We start from the raw sequence: 14319 nt of genomic DNA on the forward strand, positions 1-14319 counted from the left end.
TGGATAGCGCGGCTTCATCATAAACCTTGCATGTTCCGATCGCTGCATTGTCTTATTGTGAGGATCCACTCACCATGCCGCCGAGCCAACTCAGGACCGTGTTGGCGAGAGCTTCCGGAGTATCACGCCCGGAGTCTAAGAAGCGGGTCCCCTCCGGCATGATGTCCCGCGCAGCCACGCAGCGATCTACTTGGGCCAAGCGCCAGTCCCGGATCCGCTCGTTCCGAGTTGGATCGGGGGACATCGTTTGGTGTTCAATGCGCTCACGCAGAACCTGTTCATCAACAGTGAGAAAGATATGAAGGATGGGCTCCCCGCGTCCCGTGAGATCACCCAGGATCTCGTTCAGGTAATCGGGCCGGACAAGGGTCATGGGCACGACGATGTCCTGCCTGTAGTGCTTCCGAAGCTCGATTAGCGCAGCAGCGGTCATTCCTCGCCATAGCGGCAGGTCCTGATAATCTCCGCTCGGAGCGGGAGGGACCATCGACTTGACGATAAACCCGATTTCTTCGGGATCAAACAACAGCAGGTCCGGTCTCCGCTTGCAGAGCCTCTGAGCAAGCGTGGTCTTCCCAGCACCGAATGGGCCATTCAGCCAGATGATCATTCAGGATTCCTCCATAGGCGTGCCAACCCACCTGGCAAACCGCTGCTCAAGATAGTTGACGCCGAATGAGACGATGGGCTGCCCGTCGAACCAGGAGTCGTGCGCGTTTGCTACTCGGCCCTCGGCGGCTCACAATCCATTCCCTATGCCATTCTTCGCCTCCGCATGGCGAGGAGCTCGACGGCGAGGTCGATCTTGCCGGCTTTGACCATGCGGGTGAGCGCGCGGAAGTAGCCGCCCGGGTTCTTGATCCGGCTCTCGCCACCGTTCCTGGCCACATCGTCCTCGTAGAGCTGCAGGGTGTAGATCACCGCGATCGCCGCCCTGACGGTGCCGATCTCCTCCACGGCCTCGGCCCAGGCGCTCTCATGCGCCCCGAGAGAGGCCCTCAGGTAGCGCCCGGCCGAGACGATGTCGGCCAGATCCCGCACCGGTTGGCCGTAGTCGCTCAAGGTCGGGCAAGCCTCAAGGATCAATTCCGGTGATAGGTGCTCCGGGGTTTGTTCGGTTGAACGAACCGCCTCAGCTTTCTTCGGAAAGCCTTTGTTACAAGGCTCACTAGGAGATCCGTTGTTGTTATCAGAGTGCCGGACTCCGAGTCCGGCATTGCCCGCTTCAAAGAATACTTCCTCAACCTGGGTTCTCAACAGCTGCCAGGCCTCCAGCAGGTCCGCCGGCAGCGTCACCTTCGACCGGGCTGGCGTGCGGGCCTGCAGGCTCTTCAGCTCGCCCTCGAAGGCCGTGCGGTCGACCTCGGGGAAGTGCTCCGCCAGGGCGCTCAGGGCCTCCTCGGTCGCTCTCCGGCAGATGGTGACCTCGTCAAACGCCCGCTTCTGCACCTCGCGCAGCTGCTTCTGCTCCATGAGCATCACGGCCCAGTCGCCCCGGCGGGCATAGACCGGGGTCAGATCGAACCCGAAGGCGTCGACCACCTGTCCCGCTAAGTCCTTGACGGCATAGCGCTTGCCGTTGGGCGAGTCCTTGGGCGCCAGCAGCTGCAGGTCGATGAGCTGGCGCAGGATGCGCCGGATCGCCCGCTCGGTCAGGCCGGTGCGGCTCATGAGGTAGTCGTTGGATGGCCACACCAGCAGCCGCTCCCATTCCTGCTCGCCCCAGCAGGCGACCAGTTCCGAGAGAACGGCCCGCTGGGCGGGCCTGAGGTCGAGCGCCTTGCCGGCGTCCCGGGCCGCGGCCGACAGTTCTTTACGCGTAACCGTGCGCTCCGCCTCGAGCACAAGTTTCCTTGTGGCCAGAGCGGCATGTCTCAGCCGCCGGCCTCCTGACGATGCAAGCTGCATCGTACCCTCCTATGTGAGGGCAAAGCGGGAGCGTTCACCGAAACCGATGCTCTTGACAGTCAGCTTGTCGGGATGGCATAAGGAAGCTGCAACACTTTCCTGATGGCCACCCCTCGGTGGTTCTCCAAAGGCCCTCGAAGTTTCCAGCTTCGTGGGCCTTTTGCTTTGCCTGGGTTACGTCACGACATTTCGCTCCTTATGGGCAAATGCGGTCTCGAGGGCGTGGGTGATGGCGTCCTGACGGGACTTGAAGCGACCGTTCTCGACGGCTTCGTCGATCGCTGCGCTTATCATCCCTGGAACCCAGACGTTCATCTCCTTGTCACCTCGCTCACGGCGAGACTGACGGAAGCGCTGAACCCGCTGGGCTTGCTTTGCATCAGGCATGGCATCCACCCGTTACACTCGTGCCATATCGAGTGATGACCGATTCTGAGTTGGCTGTGGAGTCGCGCGTCAAGAATCCATTCACAATAGATCGATTCAGCGGTGGGAAACTTCTTTGACTAGAATCATTTAGCCCAAAAGGCCGAGTCAATTCGCATGTAAAAGCCCGGTTCCGGGTGATTCCAAGTTACACACTGGATTCGATGTTGCGTAGTATTCAGCCCGAGGTTGGACTCGCGATCCCGCATTATGATTCGGGCGCGGTGGAAAGGAAGTGGTTAAGAACTGTTAACGGAACCACGAAGGCGGCTGGATATTTAAGCTAGATTCAAGGATGCCGCTATCGGGTCCGTCTTGGTTGGCCGAGGCAGCCCTTTGTCCATCCTCCGTCGGATTTCCTGGCGATTTGAGTGTGTCCCGCACGGGAAGACGTAGGCGTGATTGCCGTTGTGGCGCATCTTGCTAAATGGTCCTTCCTGTAAGGCGCGACGGATGTAGTCAGCTTCCTTCTCACCTGACGCGATAGCAGGTGCCCCATGGGAGCGGAGAAAATCATAGGCGTAGGCGGCACCCCGCTCCCCGTTCTGGAGTTTCGAGAGAGTCCGCGGCGACACGATGGAGCCATCTTGGGTCAGCCAATGGGTCCGTGCCTTTCCACGACCGAGATAGGCGCTGGACCCGCCGCAGGCCTGATAAATCCGGCCCACATGACCAACGTGGATCAGATCCCCGGCAGCGCTCGTCCGAGGAACGGGATCGTTATATGACAAACAGAGGTCGTAGTATGGCCTTCGGTCAGGACGCTGTTTGTCCTTTGCCAGCATCGAAAGGGCACGCCGAAGAAGCCAAGTTTCTCCGTTCCCACCAACGTGGTCCTTCAGTACGAAGCGTCCAAGTTCGCAGAATTTGGCATCGCTGGGCGCCCCATAGGCAGCATGGGCACCGAGAACACGGCAATACCCACGAGTTCCTCCTGGAATGGAGCGACTCGTTCAAACATACTGTAGGCCGCGGCCGCAGCGGGATAAGAGCCGGAGTAGTGATGCCTGATGACGAAATCACGAGCCACGGCATCTCCTATCGGGTTCACTGAGAACAGGCTCAGATCGATAGGCTCCTGAGAGGGGCGATAGGACGCGCGGCGGCGATTCCACAGCATCGATAGATCGAAGAGCGATAGCTGGGTCATTCCCGAAGGTGATTTGAGAGAGGCGGCTGCGAGAACTGGTACCGGGGCGGTGAACGTCGCGACGGGCCGGAGCCGAAAACAGAAAACCCTGCGTAGCGGGGGCAACAGCTACGCAGGGTTCCCTGGGGGTAGGATCAGTCAGGTCGATCCTTGACGCCAGAGGTAGGCGCTGGCTCTTAACAAAAGCTTATCGAGAAGGCGGATCCACAGGCAGGAGTTTGAAAGGTGTGATGGCACTATCGGGGATCGGCGCACTGTATCTCACCTGGCCGGTGATCTTGAACACCGGGGCCCAAGGGATTACGCCGGCGTCCCATTCGGACTGGGTGTAGCCCAGGACTAGGATGTCATCGGCCATGATTTGCGCTTCCTGATCCATATCTGGCAGCAGGTGCGCCGGGTCTAGGACCGTCGTGTCGACCTCGAGGACAATCAAGTCGACCGGCCACTCTTCACCCCGATTGCAATCAGCGTAGTTCGTGGCGATCCCGACTTCGTCTGTCGGAAAAATGACCGGCACATCCCTACTCGAATGCATGCTCGGTTTCAGGCCATGGTCTTTGATCTGACCATGAACAGCGGGGGCCCAGATGCCGTGATTGTCGGTGGCATTGGGATTGTATCGATAAAGAGGGGTTGCGTGGAAAAGCGTACGCGGGAGAACAGCTGTCATCAGAAAGCCAAAACCCCGCGCAGCGATGGGACAGCTGCACGGGGTTCGCTGGATTAAGGTCATCTGAGCAAGGACCTTAATGTGAGGATGGCATGGTATGGTTAATGGCTGCTTAAGGGAGATCTAGGCTGCCATCCGCTTAAAGAAGCGATGTTGGCCCCCAAGCACGTACTCAAGCATACACTCAGAAGCGACCCACCGGCGGCCCAGAGCCTCGGCAACGGCGGCAGTCGTGAGAGAGCCGACGAAGGGTTCAAAGACAAGGTCCTTGCGCCGCGTGAGGAACTTGATGAACGTCTCAGGCAGTGCGGCTGGGATCCTGGCTGGATGAACTGGGAGCCCGGCCGCCTTAACGCTCCAGATGTAGTCGGAGTTGCTCTCGGTGTTGGCTGCTACAATGAGGTTGCCTGGAATGGCACCACCATTGCCATTGCCGAATCCGCCTTCTGCCATCTTGTATTCGGCTGGTCGCATCGCTGCTTCCTGCCCTTCTCTCTTCAGGACTGCCTTCATGCTTTCGGAATAGGGGACAAGAACCTGCCGATTGTCAGCATACGGATTGTCCGAGGCAGACAACCTGTTGCAGCCCCCGAAATGAGCAGACAGGGCTTCCCACTTGGCCGAAATGCTGCAGGAGTGCGGTATCAAGGCCGACCCATCCACGATCTTCCGTTGGGTACAGCGTTATGCCCCTGAGCTCGAGAAGTGGGTCCGTCAGCACCAGGGATCCCGTTCCGGATCGTGGCGTGTGGATGAAACTTATGTGCGGGTCGGTGGGAAATAGAAGTACCTGTTCCGTGCGGTCGACAAGCATGGGCAGCTGATCGACTTCATGCTCTCCAGTCGTCGCAACACCCGAGCCGCGTATCGTTTCTTGCCCAAAGCCCTCAATATGATGAGCGACTATCCTCCATGCTCGACTACAACCGACAAACTGGCCTCATACCCGAAGGCCATCCGACGCTTACAAAGCGAAGGGCTGCCGGCGAAAGATGTCGAGCATCGGACCTCGAAATATCTCAACAATGTCATTGAGGCGGATCACGGCGCGCTCAAGCGGATGATCCGGCCGACCCGTGGCTTTCAGAGGATGAAAACCGCCTCCGCGACCCTTAAGGGATTTGAGATCATGCGGATGATCCGCCGCGGCCACTGCGTCCTTCCACAGCCTGGCGCGACAGGCGAAATCCGTCTTGTGAACCAGCTCTTCGGTCTTGTCGCCTGAGCAATCCACTCAGGCTGAGTTCGTCATGTCCATTCCAGGTTCATGCACCCAAGCCATCCTTCTTCCAAGTGAGCAGGATCGGATTCACGGACTGGTGATTTCCGGCACAGACAAAGCGCAGATCGCGAAAAGGATCGAAGCCTACATAAAGCGCAACGGCTGGGTGGGGATCAGCATGGTGCGCTTATTGATATGGGCCTAGCGGCCTTTTGGCAGCATCCGTGCTTCGAAAAGCTCGATCCGACCGCGAGAGAGAAGATCGTACGTTTCGCTTCTATGCGGGAACACATAAACGATAAGGCTTGCGAGATTTACGTCGGCACTACAGGCGAGGGTAAGCAACCCAATTTCCGATTGAAGTTCCCGAATGGCGACGAGGATCATAATGGAGCCACGTATGATCCGGTGTCTAAGGGATTCAAACCCAAAGACGACATTAATAATCCAGAGAATTTAGCCCGCTTATTCATCAGAAAACTCTCGTAGGCGTCGTCTGAACTCAAACGCGATTGGCGGCGCACGTCTTTCCCTTCCGGCGCCGCTACTCGAGGCAGTCAGGCCGCGGCTTCGCTCTCTGCCGATTTGCCTGGTCGAGGAGCGCTGGCCAAGCTCTGTTCAATGAGCTTGCGGGCTTCTGTGTCGGTGATTTGGTTCACCGCTGCGACCTCCTTGATCATGAAGTCCAGAGCACCCTCGAAGATCTGCCGCTCACTGTAGGAAGCTTCTTCCTGCTGCGGGCCTCGGTTCAGATCCCGCAGAACCTCAGCGATAGCGACGAGATCCCCGGTTCCGATGCGCTCCTGGAAATCTGCCGCACGGCGGTTCCACATGCCGCGCTTTGCGCGAGCCTTTCCGCTGAGAACCTCAAGGGCCTGCTTGACGACAGCCGGCTCCGATAATTTCCTCAAGCCGCTGCTTTTCGCCTTTGCCAATGGGATGCGAACCGTGAGTTTGCCAGAGTCGAAAGTGATCACGAGGAGTTCGAGTTTGAATCCAGCGATCTCTTGCTCCCCAATTCCTGTGATCAGACCGACGCCATGGCTCGGATAGACGACTGCTTCGCCAGTCTGGAAGGTCAGAGCGTTGTTCTTCGTCGTCATGCAGAAATGATCTCCTTGAGCTACAGACGGTTCTGATGCTGAGCCGATCTGTGTCGCAGACGTCGAACTCCCTACGCTCGCGAGGGAGCGTAGATGATTTGAACTCGATATCTTTGGCGCGGTTCCCGCATATCGGATTCCCACCGTGGCTGTGCAAGGGGGAGGTTCAACGATGGTCTACGCTCGCTACGCTGGAGCTGTTACGGCGCGGTCTCATTCTCAGAGACTTGATGGCGCCGCTTAGATGCAATTCGACAACGGTAGGGTGCTTTTGGTTAACGTTCCGTTTACGAGAGCGGAATCGGCTTCAAACCGGACAAGGGTGGCTTAAGTCCTGCCCTCTGCCGGGCTCGACGCCGAAGTTCTTGGCAGCCGGCATCGAGACTGGCTCCTGGCGGGTTGATGTGTTCGTAGTCGCCCCAGAAGGCTTTTCGGCCTGCAGGTGACCGATCAATGCCGGCAAGGATCTCCAATTGTCCAATCGTACTGGCCGCCCGGAGAATTTTCTCGATCGGATGTTCCGGCGGTGGTTTCCTCCGGCTACTAGACATGGATTCTCCTTGGTGAAAGTGGACTGAGGGCGATTGGCGGCGCAACCCCTTCCCTCCTGGTGCCGCCAATCGAAGCTGTCAGGCAGCCAAAGCTAACTTTGGGATCGAAGCGGTCTCGGCTTCACCGTCATCGCAGGTGAAGGCCAGTACGCTCTCATCATGACGCTGCTGCCAGTCGATCTCCCCTGCCTCGAGGAGTTCGCGCATCTGCTCACGGGCGCAATGAAGTCGTGCCTCGAACGGGCTTAAGGGGGCTGGCATTCTCAGATCGAGAAGCGCCGGAGGATGGCGGTTTTCGCCGGCCGGAGCCTGAAGGGCTTCGATCTGCTTCAGGTACCATTCGGTCATGATCTGGGCGAGGAAGCGGTTGGTTTTGCTGATCCCGGCTTCCCGCGCCTCGACCCTGGCCTTCGTGCCGTAGGCCTGAGAGTCGACGGTCGCCACGCGGGAATGCTGGCGGAGTTCGGCCGCCCCTATACCTTTGAGACCGAACAGGTGAAGCTGGATGCTGGTCCCGCGGAGTTCCCGGTCGAGGGTTTCGATGACCTGCAGAATGCCCTGCGGCCCATGAAGGTGCCGCCGGCACATGGAGCCGACGCCAATGATCGGAAATCCCGAGAGATGGGCATCCGCTCCAGGCAGCGGACGTAATCCTCCGGCAACCAGCCCTGTAACACAGGCATCAAGCGGTTGAGGATGCCCCGTTCTCGGGCGCCGCGGATGCAGGCCCGATTGAGGTCCACCGTCTCGGAGATCCTGTCGAGGACCAGATCGCGGTTTCCGGCGATTTCGGGTTCCACGCAGAGGTCAGCGGATGAGGTCCATTTCCAGGGATAGGCCGCGCACAAGTCGAGGTATTCATCCACGGACCAAGGCGGTGCGCGGTAACGACTTGCAGCCGCGAAATCCGCGCTATCAAGATACGCCTCTAAACCATTGAGATAGTGTAGGTTATTGGTTCTGAACCCGTGCCAGACGGGAACGCCGCTGTTGTCCTTCTTCCGAATGGAAAGGGCGTTCGCACTGATCAGAACCGGCGCATTCAGGGATCGGGCGGCGTCGATTAGCGGCCCTCTCATGACATGAGGGAGGCCGTAGCAGAAACTTGAGCATGAGTTCTTTGTCCGGAAGGGCGGGGTTGGGGATCGCAACGGGCAAAGAAAAAGGACCGGCGGAAATCACCGATCCCTCCGACTTTTCAGCATGTTAGAGAAATAGCTTAAGCTGCCACCTCAATGGTGCTCATGCCGCTGTTTACGGTAGTGCCGATGGTTGAGCCATGCGGCACCCCATGCCATTCCCAGAACGAGAGCCGGGGTGATGACGAAAGCCAGTAACGCAGTTCCATTCATGGCTCTAAATCCCTAAGGACAAATCTTGCTGCAAAATGTATCCCAGCCGACGTACCAAGGAAACCCAGAACGGCCAGGCCAAGTTGCCATGGTGCTACATTTTGCCCAAATCCGTTGATCTGGAATATGATGCCGACGATCGGAGATGCAACCCCTAAGGTTAGAACTGCCGACGACGCTCGATCGATGTTGCTGGCGAGAAGTTTGATCCGCTCGTTTCGGATGTGCTTCATCTCAAGCCGCCTCCCTCCTGGATCTGAGTCCGGTTGAACTTTCTGGGGTTTGTCTTCCCTTTCGCTCATTGGGAGGGCTTCTAGGTTCCTTAAGCGACTTTGGTGCCGCCGCGTGCGGCGATGGCTTCCAAGGCTGCCTCCGCTCCCTGCTGCAGGCGCAGGTCAGACAGCTGCTGGCGCAGGCTCAGGTACAGCGGCCGGAAAGCTGGGCCATTCCTTTCCACGAGATCGGCGAGGATATTGACGGCCTTGAGGAGCTTTTCCTCGGTGATGGGTTCACGGTCATGGGTGGGCAAAGCCGTCATGGTGCGTACTCCTTACAAACGAGGAGGCACACTGCCGCGATCGTCTTGATACAAGGTTAAGCTTGCCCAAGGCTTCTGAGGGATCCGAGTTAAGTGACTGATCGTGCGGCGTCACCCTCACACAATGCTGACGCGGTAACTGGCTGTCGGGGAAAGGGGGCTCCCATGTGCAAGAGACAGATCAGGAAGACGCCGGCACCGCCGAAGCCGTGCAATGACAATGAGCCACGTACCGTCAGCTTTTTGGCGCCACGGCGGCAGATTGCGTACCGTACGGGCATCCTGGCGGTAGCCTTGGAGCGGACGGAGCGTGTCAGGCTGGATGTCCTGACTGCGGGTGTGATGACGATCCAGGGGTATAAGGATCCGTTAACCGTCCTCGCGCGACGATAGACGGCCTGATCAAGACTGGGGGAAATGGCATGAATGTCGTGGTTTTTGCGTCCCGCAAGGGAGGTTCCGGAAAGAGCTCCCTTGCCGCGCATTTGGGGAGCTACATGGCCGAAAATGCTCGGCCGACGCTGCTGATCGATGCGGACCCGCAGGGGTCGCTGGCCCTTTGGCACCGGATTCGGGGCTCTCAGGATCTCGCGCTTCACATGGGCACCAAGCATCTCACCGCCACCTTGGCGAAGGCGCGCCGCGCCGGGGCTGAATGGGTTCTGATCGACACGCCGCCGAACGCGGACGCCCCTGTCGCCGAGGCGATCTGGCATGCGGACCTCGTCGTGATCCCGATGCGTCCGGGGCTGTTCGATGTCGATGCCGTCCAGGCCACGATCAAGGTTTGCCGTGAGCTCAAGAAGCCTTATGCGGTGGTGATCAACGCGGCTCCGGCCAAGAATGGCTCGGAGGATCCGATGGTGGCGGATGCCCGAGGGGCGATGCGGGTGCTCGACATTCCAACCTGGGGTGGTCAGATCACCCATCGCCCGGAACTGTCGCTCTCCCTGGCCCATGGGGCTGGCGTGAACGAGTCCCACTTCGGATCGGCTGGATCGGAGGAGATCGGCAGCCTCTGGCGCGCGCTCACAAAGAGCTTTGACGCGATGAAGGCGATGTCGGGCACCCAGGCTCAATCGGCCTGACCGCTACGAACGAGCCAATGGGCGGTCTTCAGTACTGCTGAGTGACACAGCAGCGGCGCAAGCAAGCGTCTGTGTCACTAGCCTTGTGGCTCTGTCGGTCTCTTACCGAGCGCCGATACGATGTCACTCGTATCGTAGTAGAAGGGTGTCGCCCCAATCAGGCGCTCACCATGCCGCACGGAAGTTCGAAAAATTGTCAGTCCTTGAGGCACGACGCTAGGCTACCTCGAATGAAACCTGATTCCCGCATATACATCACCGGGGCTTCGTGCGCAGGCGTGACGACCTTGGGCCGGGTGTTGGCACGGCGGCTTGCTATCCGGCACTTGGACGTCGATGACTTCTATTGGATGCCGACGGACCCTCCGTTCACCACAAAGCGCCCTCCTGAGGAGCGTGTCAGCCTCATCCGTCACGAGCAAGGGAACGACGGGTGGGTGCTGACTGGCTCCTTCGACGGTTGGGGGGACGCGCTTATCGTCGATGCTGATCTCATCGTGTTCGTCGACACACCGACACCGGTCCGGATGGAACGGTTGCTGGTGCGCGAACGAGAACGCTACCGAACCCGGATCGAGCCAGGCGGCGACATGCGCGAGATCCATGTCGCGTTCCGCGACTGGGCATCGCAGTATGACGACCCTGCATTCTCGGGACGCAATCGGGCCCGGCATGAGGCTTGGCTTTCGGTCCAAGCTGTCCCTGTCCTTCGCCTGGATGGGACGCTTGACGTCGAAGAACTCTCAACGACAGTGATGGCTGCCCTGACTGGGGAGCGGCGCGCCCTCCCTTCCAGCGAGCACACAGCGTAGCGCGCATCGGCACTCCACTCGTTACTACCGTCCGTGGGGACATCATTGAGTTGCAAAGGTGCCTCGGATCGGGGGCCAGGATCCCCGCGCTCGCGCGATCTCCCGACGGCCAACCAGCGGACCCGAATTTCCGAGAAGCGCCGTTACGCAACGAGGCAGAACCTGAGCTAAAGCAGGGCTTGGGTCCCTTGTCTGATCAAGAGCAGGCCGCCAAAGACGACCACCCCATCGAGGATCCTTGCATGGGCTGTATGTGAGAGCCCTCGGGTGAGGCGCTTTGCCAAAAACGCTCCCGGTAGCGCGCTCACACCGATCAGCAGTGCCATGATCCACGCGGAGGGCGGCAGCGACCCGGCGGATTGAAAGACAAGGACCTTTGCAAGGCCGAGGACGAGCGAGATACCGGCATCCGTTGCGATAACCGCGGCCCCTTGCAGCCCCGCCGCCAGAAGGATCGACAGCAGCAAAACCCCGGCACCTGATGTACTCCCCGTGATCAGCCCATACCCGACTGCCGCAGCGGCAACCTGTGATCGGCTCAGATGCCCTCGCACCCGTTTGAGGACCCGACGCAGTGGCACGAGCAGCACCAGCATGATGCCGATCAGCAAGGTGACGGCCGGTCCGGACAGGCGGGTGTAGAAATACGCGCCCATGAAGCATGTCGGCAGGGCGACAGCGGCAATCAGGATCGCCGTCCGCCTGTCAAACTCCGTGCGGAAGGCCGTCACCCTGCTCGCATTCGTCATGAGAGCAGACAGACTGATGATCGGGACCACAAGTTCAGCGCCAACAATGGGGATGAGAACAGGGGGTAACAGGAGGCCTGTCCCGTAGCCTGTGATACCGCCGAGCAACGATGCGGCGAATGCGACCACCGCAACCAGAACATAGGATGCGGCTCCAACGCCATCGATGAACATGACCATGGTTCAACTATGAACCTCGGATGGTGATGTCAAACAGCGCAGGTGCATAGCACAAGGGTTATGCACCACTCCCAAAGAGCATGAGCGTAATTTCCGATAAGCCTTTATGCAATGAGGGTAGAGGATGAAGTGCGCTTGGCTCGGTAGCGCAGTACGCACCAGCTTCCGATCAACGCAGGAAGCAAAGTGGCGAACATCATGAGTGTCCGATGAACAGGCGTGAAAGCATCCGGGCCGTCGAGAGAGAATGGATATCCGAGCAGCGCGTCCTGTCCGTAGATGACCAAACCGCAGACGGGCACAAGCAGAGGCACTGTCCAAATTGGAGCCTGCCCAAGGCGACGCACAAGAGCCGCTGTGATTGCCGCAGCCGTGACTAAGGCCCCAGACAACTGCACCAGTGCGATCCCCAAGCCTACGACTATCCCGAGGAACGGAATGAGCAGGAGGGCGTGAGCTTGTGACCGGTTTGGGTTCTGCTGAACGACGTCGATCCAGAAGACGTCCCAGCTCGCACGGGCCATCACGGTCAGGATCACAAAACCAAATCCGCTACAGATGACCGTCCAAAAGGCTCGGGTCGGAGGGCTGATCATTGCTGGGTAAATCCAAGGGTCGTGGGCCTGCATAGACCTTTTAGACCGAAGGGTGTGCTGAGTTGATGATGAATTTTGCAGAAGTCCATTTATTGAATGATCTTCCATCAAGCGTTATAAAGCAACACCCGCTTGCCGCTCTGATCGAAACGGATGTTGAACCCCAGCCCGGTGTAGAACGACCCAACATCATTGCCTGGAAGAACCGTGCCCGTCAGGCGTCTGCCTGTTTCAGCAGCTTCTCGCTTCATCTGCTCAATTGCGGTGGTCCCAATCTTCTGGTGCTGAGCCTGCGGATCAACACACAGCAGGAACAGGATCAATGCGTCATCGGCTTCCTTGATGATCGAGAAGCCATCGAAGGGGCTCACAAGTGAATAGACGGTCGTCCGGTGCTCAAGGCAGGTCCTTGCCAGGTTCAGCCGTTGAAAGCCCTCATCCCAGCCGAAGTTTGCCTCGATCACTCGCCCCATAGCTCTCGTGTATACGGAGAAAAGCGCGTCGAAGTCGGCCTCTGTGTATGGTCGCGCGTGCAAACCCGTCTCCTGCTCACGAACACCCGGGTCTACGACTGACCCGGGAGATGGCTGACCACCAGCGCAAGAAGGCCGAGGGCCAGGAGCAGGACCAACAGCAGGGCAGCCCGACTCAATCTCTCATGACGGGCTAACTGGGCTTGAGCCGCCTCAACCTTGCGGCGTTGCTTGTCCAAGTTGGGGTTGAAGCGGGGCACAATCCACCATGAAATCGTTTACATCGAAGCTCGCTTATCAGCCTCGCATTCCCATGGGAATAGAGTCCGAACGCGTCATATGAGGCGGTGTGTGGAACAGCACATGCAACGATCCATTAGAGCATGATGCAGGTCGAGCCGACGACGATTTCGCGGAATGCCCTTTATAGAACCGGATAAGGTGTCTTTTGAGCGTATTCGGAAGAATTTTACGGTGACCGAGTGGATGGTTCAGTAAATAGCTAGTCTAACAGTGTCAGAGCGCACCTCGAGAGCCCACCGGAATACTTAGAAATTCTATCAGTCGGTCTTATCGCCAATCCCCGAGGAAAGGGTGGGGATGATCCACCCTTTCCTCACTTTTCAAGCAGTGAGCACCCGGTAAAACAGCCTCATCTCACCGGGCATTCCCTCTATAGGCACTGCCCGATCAAGGACGCCGGCGTTCGCTTCGATGACCTTGATCGAGGCAAGGTTCGTGTCCTTGCAGGTGATCGCAACTCTTTCGAGGCCCTCTGCCTTTGCAATCGGAAGAAGGAGCCCCAGGGCAGCCGTGGCATAGCCACGACGCTGCTTCCACGGCACCACCGAGTAGCCGATGTGCCCCAGGGTGTAGGGCGGCAACTCCTCTGTCCCAGGCCGGAAACGCAACATGATGCTTCCGCAAAACTCGCCATCCCAGATCCAGAAGAGATGGAATGGCAGGCGCGGAACGATCGTCCCGTTGGCAAGTGTGACAGTGCCGTTTTGATCGGTGAGGCACTCAATGAAGGATCCGGGATCAGCACGCAGGGCCGTGAGCTGCTCCTGGCTCACATCCCGGGTCGTATCGGAGGACCACCCTTTCTCAAGGGCGACCTCGTAGCCGGGTAGCCGCTCCGGGCTAGGGGCAACAAGTTCGATCCCGGTACGACTGATGAGCCGAACAGGTGGAGGCTTCTGGGAAAAGGGGGTGGTGCTCATTGAGCTCTCCAAGGCTTGGCCACGAGGAGAGCAGAAGTCAGCACCCTACCCGCCTCGGGAGGGTCCGCAGGATGATCAGGCTGTCCTCAACGCAGCACCGTTCCCGCACACCCTCTCAGGTGCGTGGAATTTTGGGCTTGATTGAACGGGCGAATGATCATGACTTTAATCTTAGCATAGGCGAGCCCAATGCCAAGCCTGATGCTGAGGCGGCAATTTCGCGGAACGGAAGCTTATGGAACGCACGGGCATTATTTTGCCCGAAGAGACCACCC

16 protein-coding genes are annotated in these 14319 nt (G+C 58.8%); 4 read left to right on the forward strand and 12 right to left on the reverse strand.

The window, feature by feature from the left end; genetic code table 11:
• Positions 1 to 52 precede the first annotated feature (52 nt).
• The 5 genes from U0023_RS25895 to U0023_RS25915 form a co-directional block, all read right to left on the reverse strand.
• On the reverse strand, positions 53 to 610 hold the full coding sequence (locus tag U0023_RS25895; RefSeq protein WP_009489533.1) for an AAA family ATPase: 558 nt from the start codon (positions 608 to 610) through the stop codon (positions 53 to 55).
• Between the two features lie 143 nt (positions 611 to 753).
• Positions 754 to 1908, reverse strand: a complete 1155-nt coding sequence (gene repC, locus U0023_RS25900) for a plasmid replication protein RepC (protein WP_009489534.1) — start codon at positions 1906 to 1908, stop codon at positions 754 to 756.
• Positions 1909 to 2082: 174 nt separating this feature from the next.
• Positions 2083 to 2295, reverse strand: a complete 213-nt coding sequence (locus tag U0023_RS25905) for a ribbon-helix-helix domain-containing protein (protein WP_040638042.1) — start codon at positions 2293 to 2295, stop codon at positions 2083 to 2085.
• A gap of 1376 nt (positions 2296 to 3671) precedes the next feature.
• Positions 3672 to 4157 (reverse strand): hypothetical protein, encoded by a 486-nt coding sequence (locus tag U0023_RS25910; protein ID WP_154660931.1) that lies wholly within the window; start codon positions 4155 to 4157, stop codon positions 3672 to 3674.
• A 123-nt stretch (positions 4158 to 4280) separates the two neighbouring features.
• Positions 4281 to 4670: a DNA methyltransferase gene (locus U0023_RS25915; protein WP_154660932.1), complete on the reverse strand. Its 390-nt coding sequence runs from the start codon at positions 4668 to 4670 to the stop codon at positions 4281 to 4283.
• 319 nt (positions 4671 to 4989) lie between these two features.
• Here U0023_RS25915 and U0023_RS25920 point away from each other — a divergent pair, with 319 nt between their 5' ends.
• Both U0023_RS25920 and U0023_RS25925 read left to right on the forward strand, forming a co-directional pair.
• Entirely contained in the window at positions 4990 to 5382 is a 393-nt protein-coding gene (locus U0023_RS25920; protein WP_009489540.1) for a DDE-type integrase/transposase/recombinase, read from the forward strand.
• A 25-nt stretch (positions 5383 to 5407) separates the two neighbouring features.
• On the forward strand, positions 5408 to 5584 hold the full coding sequence (locus U0023_RS25925; protein ID WP_009489541.1) for a hypothetical protein: 177 nt from the start codon (positions 5408 to 5410) through the stop codon (positions 5582 to 5584).
• Between the two features lie 352 nt (positions 5585 to 5936).
• Here the strand turns inward: U0023_RS25925 and U0023_RS25930 are convergent, their stop codons facing one another.
• The 3 genes from U0023_RS25930 to U0023_RS25940 all read right to left on the reverse strand — a co-directional run bounded on the left by U0023_RS25930 (position 5937) and on the right by U0023_RS25940 (position 8923).
• Entirely contained in the window at positions 5937 to 6482 is a 546-nt protein-coding gene (locus U0023_RS25930; RefSeq protein WP_009489543.1) for a CarD family transcriptional regulator, read from the reverse strand.
• A gap of 629 nt (positions 6483 to 7111) precedes the next feature.
• Complete coding sequence (locus U0023_RS25935) at positions 7112 to 7621, reverse strand: hypothetical protein (protein WP_009489544.1); 510 nt, start codon at positions 7619 to 7621, stop codon at positions 7112 to 7114.
• A gap of 1086 nt (positions 7622 to 8707) precedes the next feature.
• The gene (locus U0023_RS25940; protein ID WP_009489546.1) at positions 8708 to 8923 is read right to left on the reverse strand and encodes a hypothetical protein; all 216 of its coding nucleotides are present in this window, start codon (positions 8921 to 8923) and stop codon (positions 8708 to 8710) included.
• A 422-nt stretch (positions 8924 to 9345) separates the two neighbouring features.
• On the opposite strand from U0023_RS25940, the gene U0023_RS25945 reads away from it, so the two are divergent.
• Together U0023_RS25945 and U0023_RS25950 are read left to right on the forward strand one after the other, a co-directional pair.
• Positions 9346 to 10011, forward strand: coding sequence for a ParA family protein (locus tag U0023_RS25945; protein ID WP_009489548.1), 666 nt, complete (start codon positions 9346 to 9348; stop codon positions 10009 to 10011).
• A 230-nt stretch (positions 10012 to 10241) separates the two neighbouring features.
• Positions 10242 to 10823 (forward strand): ATP-binding protein, encoded by a 582-nt coding sequence (locus U0023_RS25950; RefSeq protein ID WP_009489549.1) that lies wholly within the window; start codon positions 10242 to 10244, stop codon positions 10821 to 10823.
• A 167-nt stretch (positions 10824 to 10990) separates the two neighbouring features.
• On the opposite strand, the gene U0023_RS25955 is transcribed toward U0023_RS25950, so the two are convergent.
• The 4 genes from U0023_RS25955 to U0023_RS25970 all read right to left on the reverse strand — a co-directional run bounded on the left by U0023_RS25955 (position 10991) and on the right by U0023_RS25970 (position 14044).
• Positions 10991 to 11746: a sulfite exporter TauE/SafE family protein gene (locus tag U0023_RS25955; RefSeq protein ID WP_040638044.1), complete on the reverse strand. Its 756-nt coding sequence runs from the start codon at positions 11744 to 11746 to the stop codon at positions 10991 to 10993.
• 110 nt (positions 11747 to 11856) lie between these two features.
• The gene (locus U0023_RS25960; protein ID WP_009489551.1) at positions 11857 to 12348 is read right to left on the reverse strand and encodes a hypothetical protein; all 492 of its coding nucleotides are present in this window, start codon (positions 12346 to 12348) and stop codon (positions 11857 to 11859) included.
• A gap of 107 nt (positions 12349 to 12455) precedes the next feature.
• Positions 12456 to 12812 carry a GNAT family N-acetyltransferase gene (locus U0023_RS25965; RefSeq protein WP_195904158.1) on the reverse strand — a complete coding sequence of 119 codons (357 nt, stop codon included), beginning with the start codon at positions 12810 to 12812 and terminating at the stop codon, positions 12456 to 12458.
• A 632-nt stretch (positions 12813 to 13444) separates the two neighbouring features.
• Complete coding sequence (locus U0023_RS25970; RefSeq protein ID WP_009489553.1) at positions 13445 to 14044, reverse strand: GNAT family N-acetyltransferase; 600 nt, start codon at positions 14042 to 14044, stop codon at positions 13445 to 13447.
• Positions 14045 to 14319 lie beyond the last annotated feature (275 nt).

Source organism: Microvirga lotononidis (assembly GCF_034627025.1).
GTDB lineage: Bacteria > Pseudomonadota > Alphaproteobacteria > Rhizobiales > Beijerinckiaceae > Microvirga > Microvirga lotononidis.

Excerpts from the sequence above, each read along its gene's own strand:
- U0023_RS25960 (WP_009489551.1), bottom strand. The coding sequence starts at position 12,348 with ATGATCAGCCCTCCGACCCGAGCCTTTTGGACGGTCATCTGTAGCGGA.
- U0023_RS25955 (WP_040638044.1), bottom strand. The coding sequence starts at position 11,746 with ATGTTCATCGATGGCGTTGGAGCCGCATCCTATGTTCTGGTTGCGGTG.
- U0023_RS25970 (WP_009489553.1), bottom strand. The coding sequence starts at position 14,044 with ATGAGCACCACCCCCTTTTCCCAGAAGCCTCCACCTGTTCGGCTCATC.
- U0023_RS25915 (WP_154660932.1), bottom strand. The coding sequence starts at position 4,670 with ATGAAGGCAGTCCTGAAGAGAGAAGGGCAGGAAGCAGCGATGCGACCA.
- U0023_RS25945 (WP_009489548.1), top strand. The coding sequence starts at position 9,346 with ATGAATGTCGTGGTTTTTGCGTCCCGCAAGGGAGGTTCCGGAAAGAGC.
- U0023_RS25925 (WP_009489541.1), top strand. The coding sequence starts at position 5,408 with ATGTCCATTCCAGGTTCATGCACCCAAGCCATCCTTCTTCCAAGTGAG.
- U0023_RS25940 (WP_009489546.1), bottom strand. The coding sequence starts at position 8,923 with ATGACGGCTTTGCCCACCCATGACCGTGAACCCATCACCGAGGAAAAG.
- U0023_RS25910 (WP_154660931.1), bottom strand. The coding sequence starts at position 4,157 with ATGACAGCTGTTCTCCCGCGTACGCTTTTCCACGCAACCCCTCTTTAT.
- U0023_RS25935 (WP_009489544.1), bottom strand. The coding sequence starts at position 7,621 with ATGTGCCGGCGGCACCTTCATGGGCCGCAGGGCATTCTGCAGGTCATC.
- U0023_RS25950 (WP_009489549.1), top strand. The coding sequence starts at position 10,242 with ATGAAACCTGATTCCCGCATATACATCACCGGGGCTTCGTGCGCAGGC.
- U0023_RS25920 (WP_009489540.1), top strand. The coding sequence starts at position 4,990 with ATGCTCTCCAGTCGTCGCAACACCCGAGCCGCGTATCGTTTCTTGCCC.
- U0023_RS25930 (WP_009489543.1), bottom strand. The coding sequence starts at position 6,482 with ATGACGACGAAGAACAACGCTCTGACCTTCCAGACTGGCGAAGCAGTC.
- U0023_RS25905 (WP_040638042.1), bottom strand. The coding sequence starts at position 2,295 with ATGCCTGATGCAAAGCAAGCCCAGCGGGTTCAGCGCTTCCGTCAGTCT.
- repC (WP_009489534.1), bottom strand. The coding sequence starts at position 1,908 with ATGCAGCTTGCATCGTCAGGAGGCCGGCGGCTGAGACATGCCGCTCTG.
- U0023_RS25895 (WP_009489533.1), bottom strand. The coding sequence starts at position 610 with ATGATCATCTGGCTGAATGGCCCATTCGGTGCTGGGAAGACCACGCTT.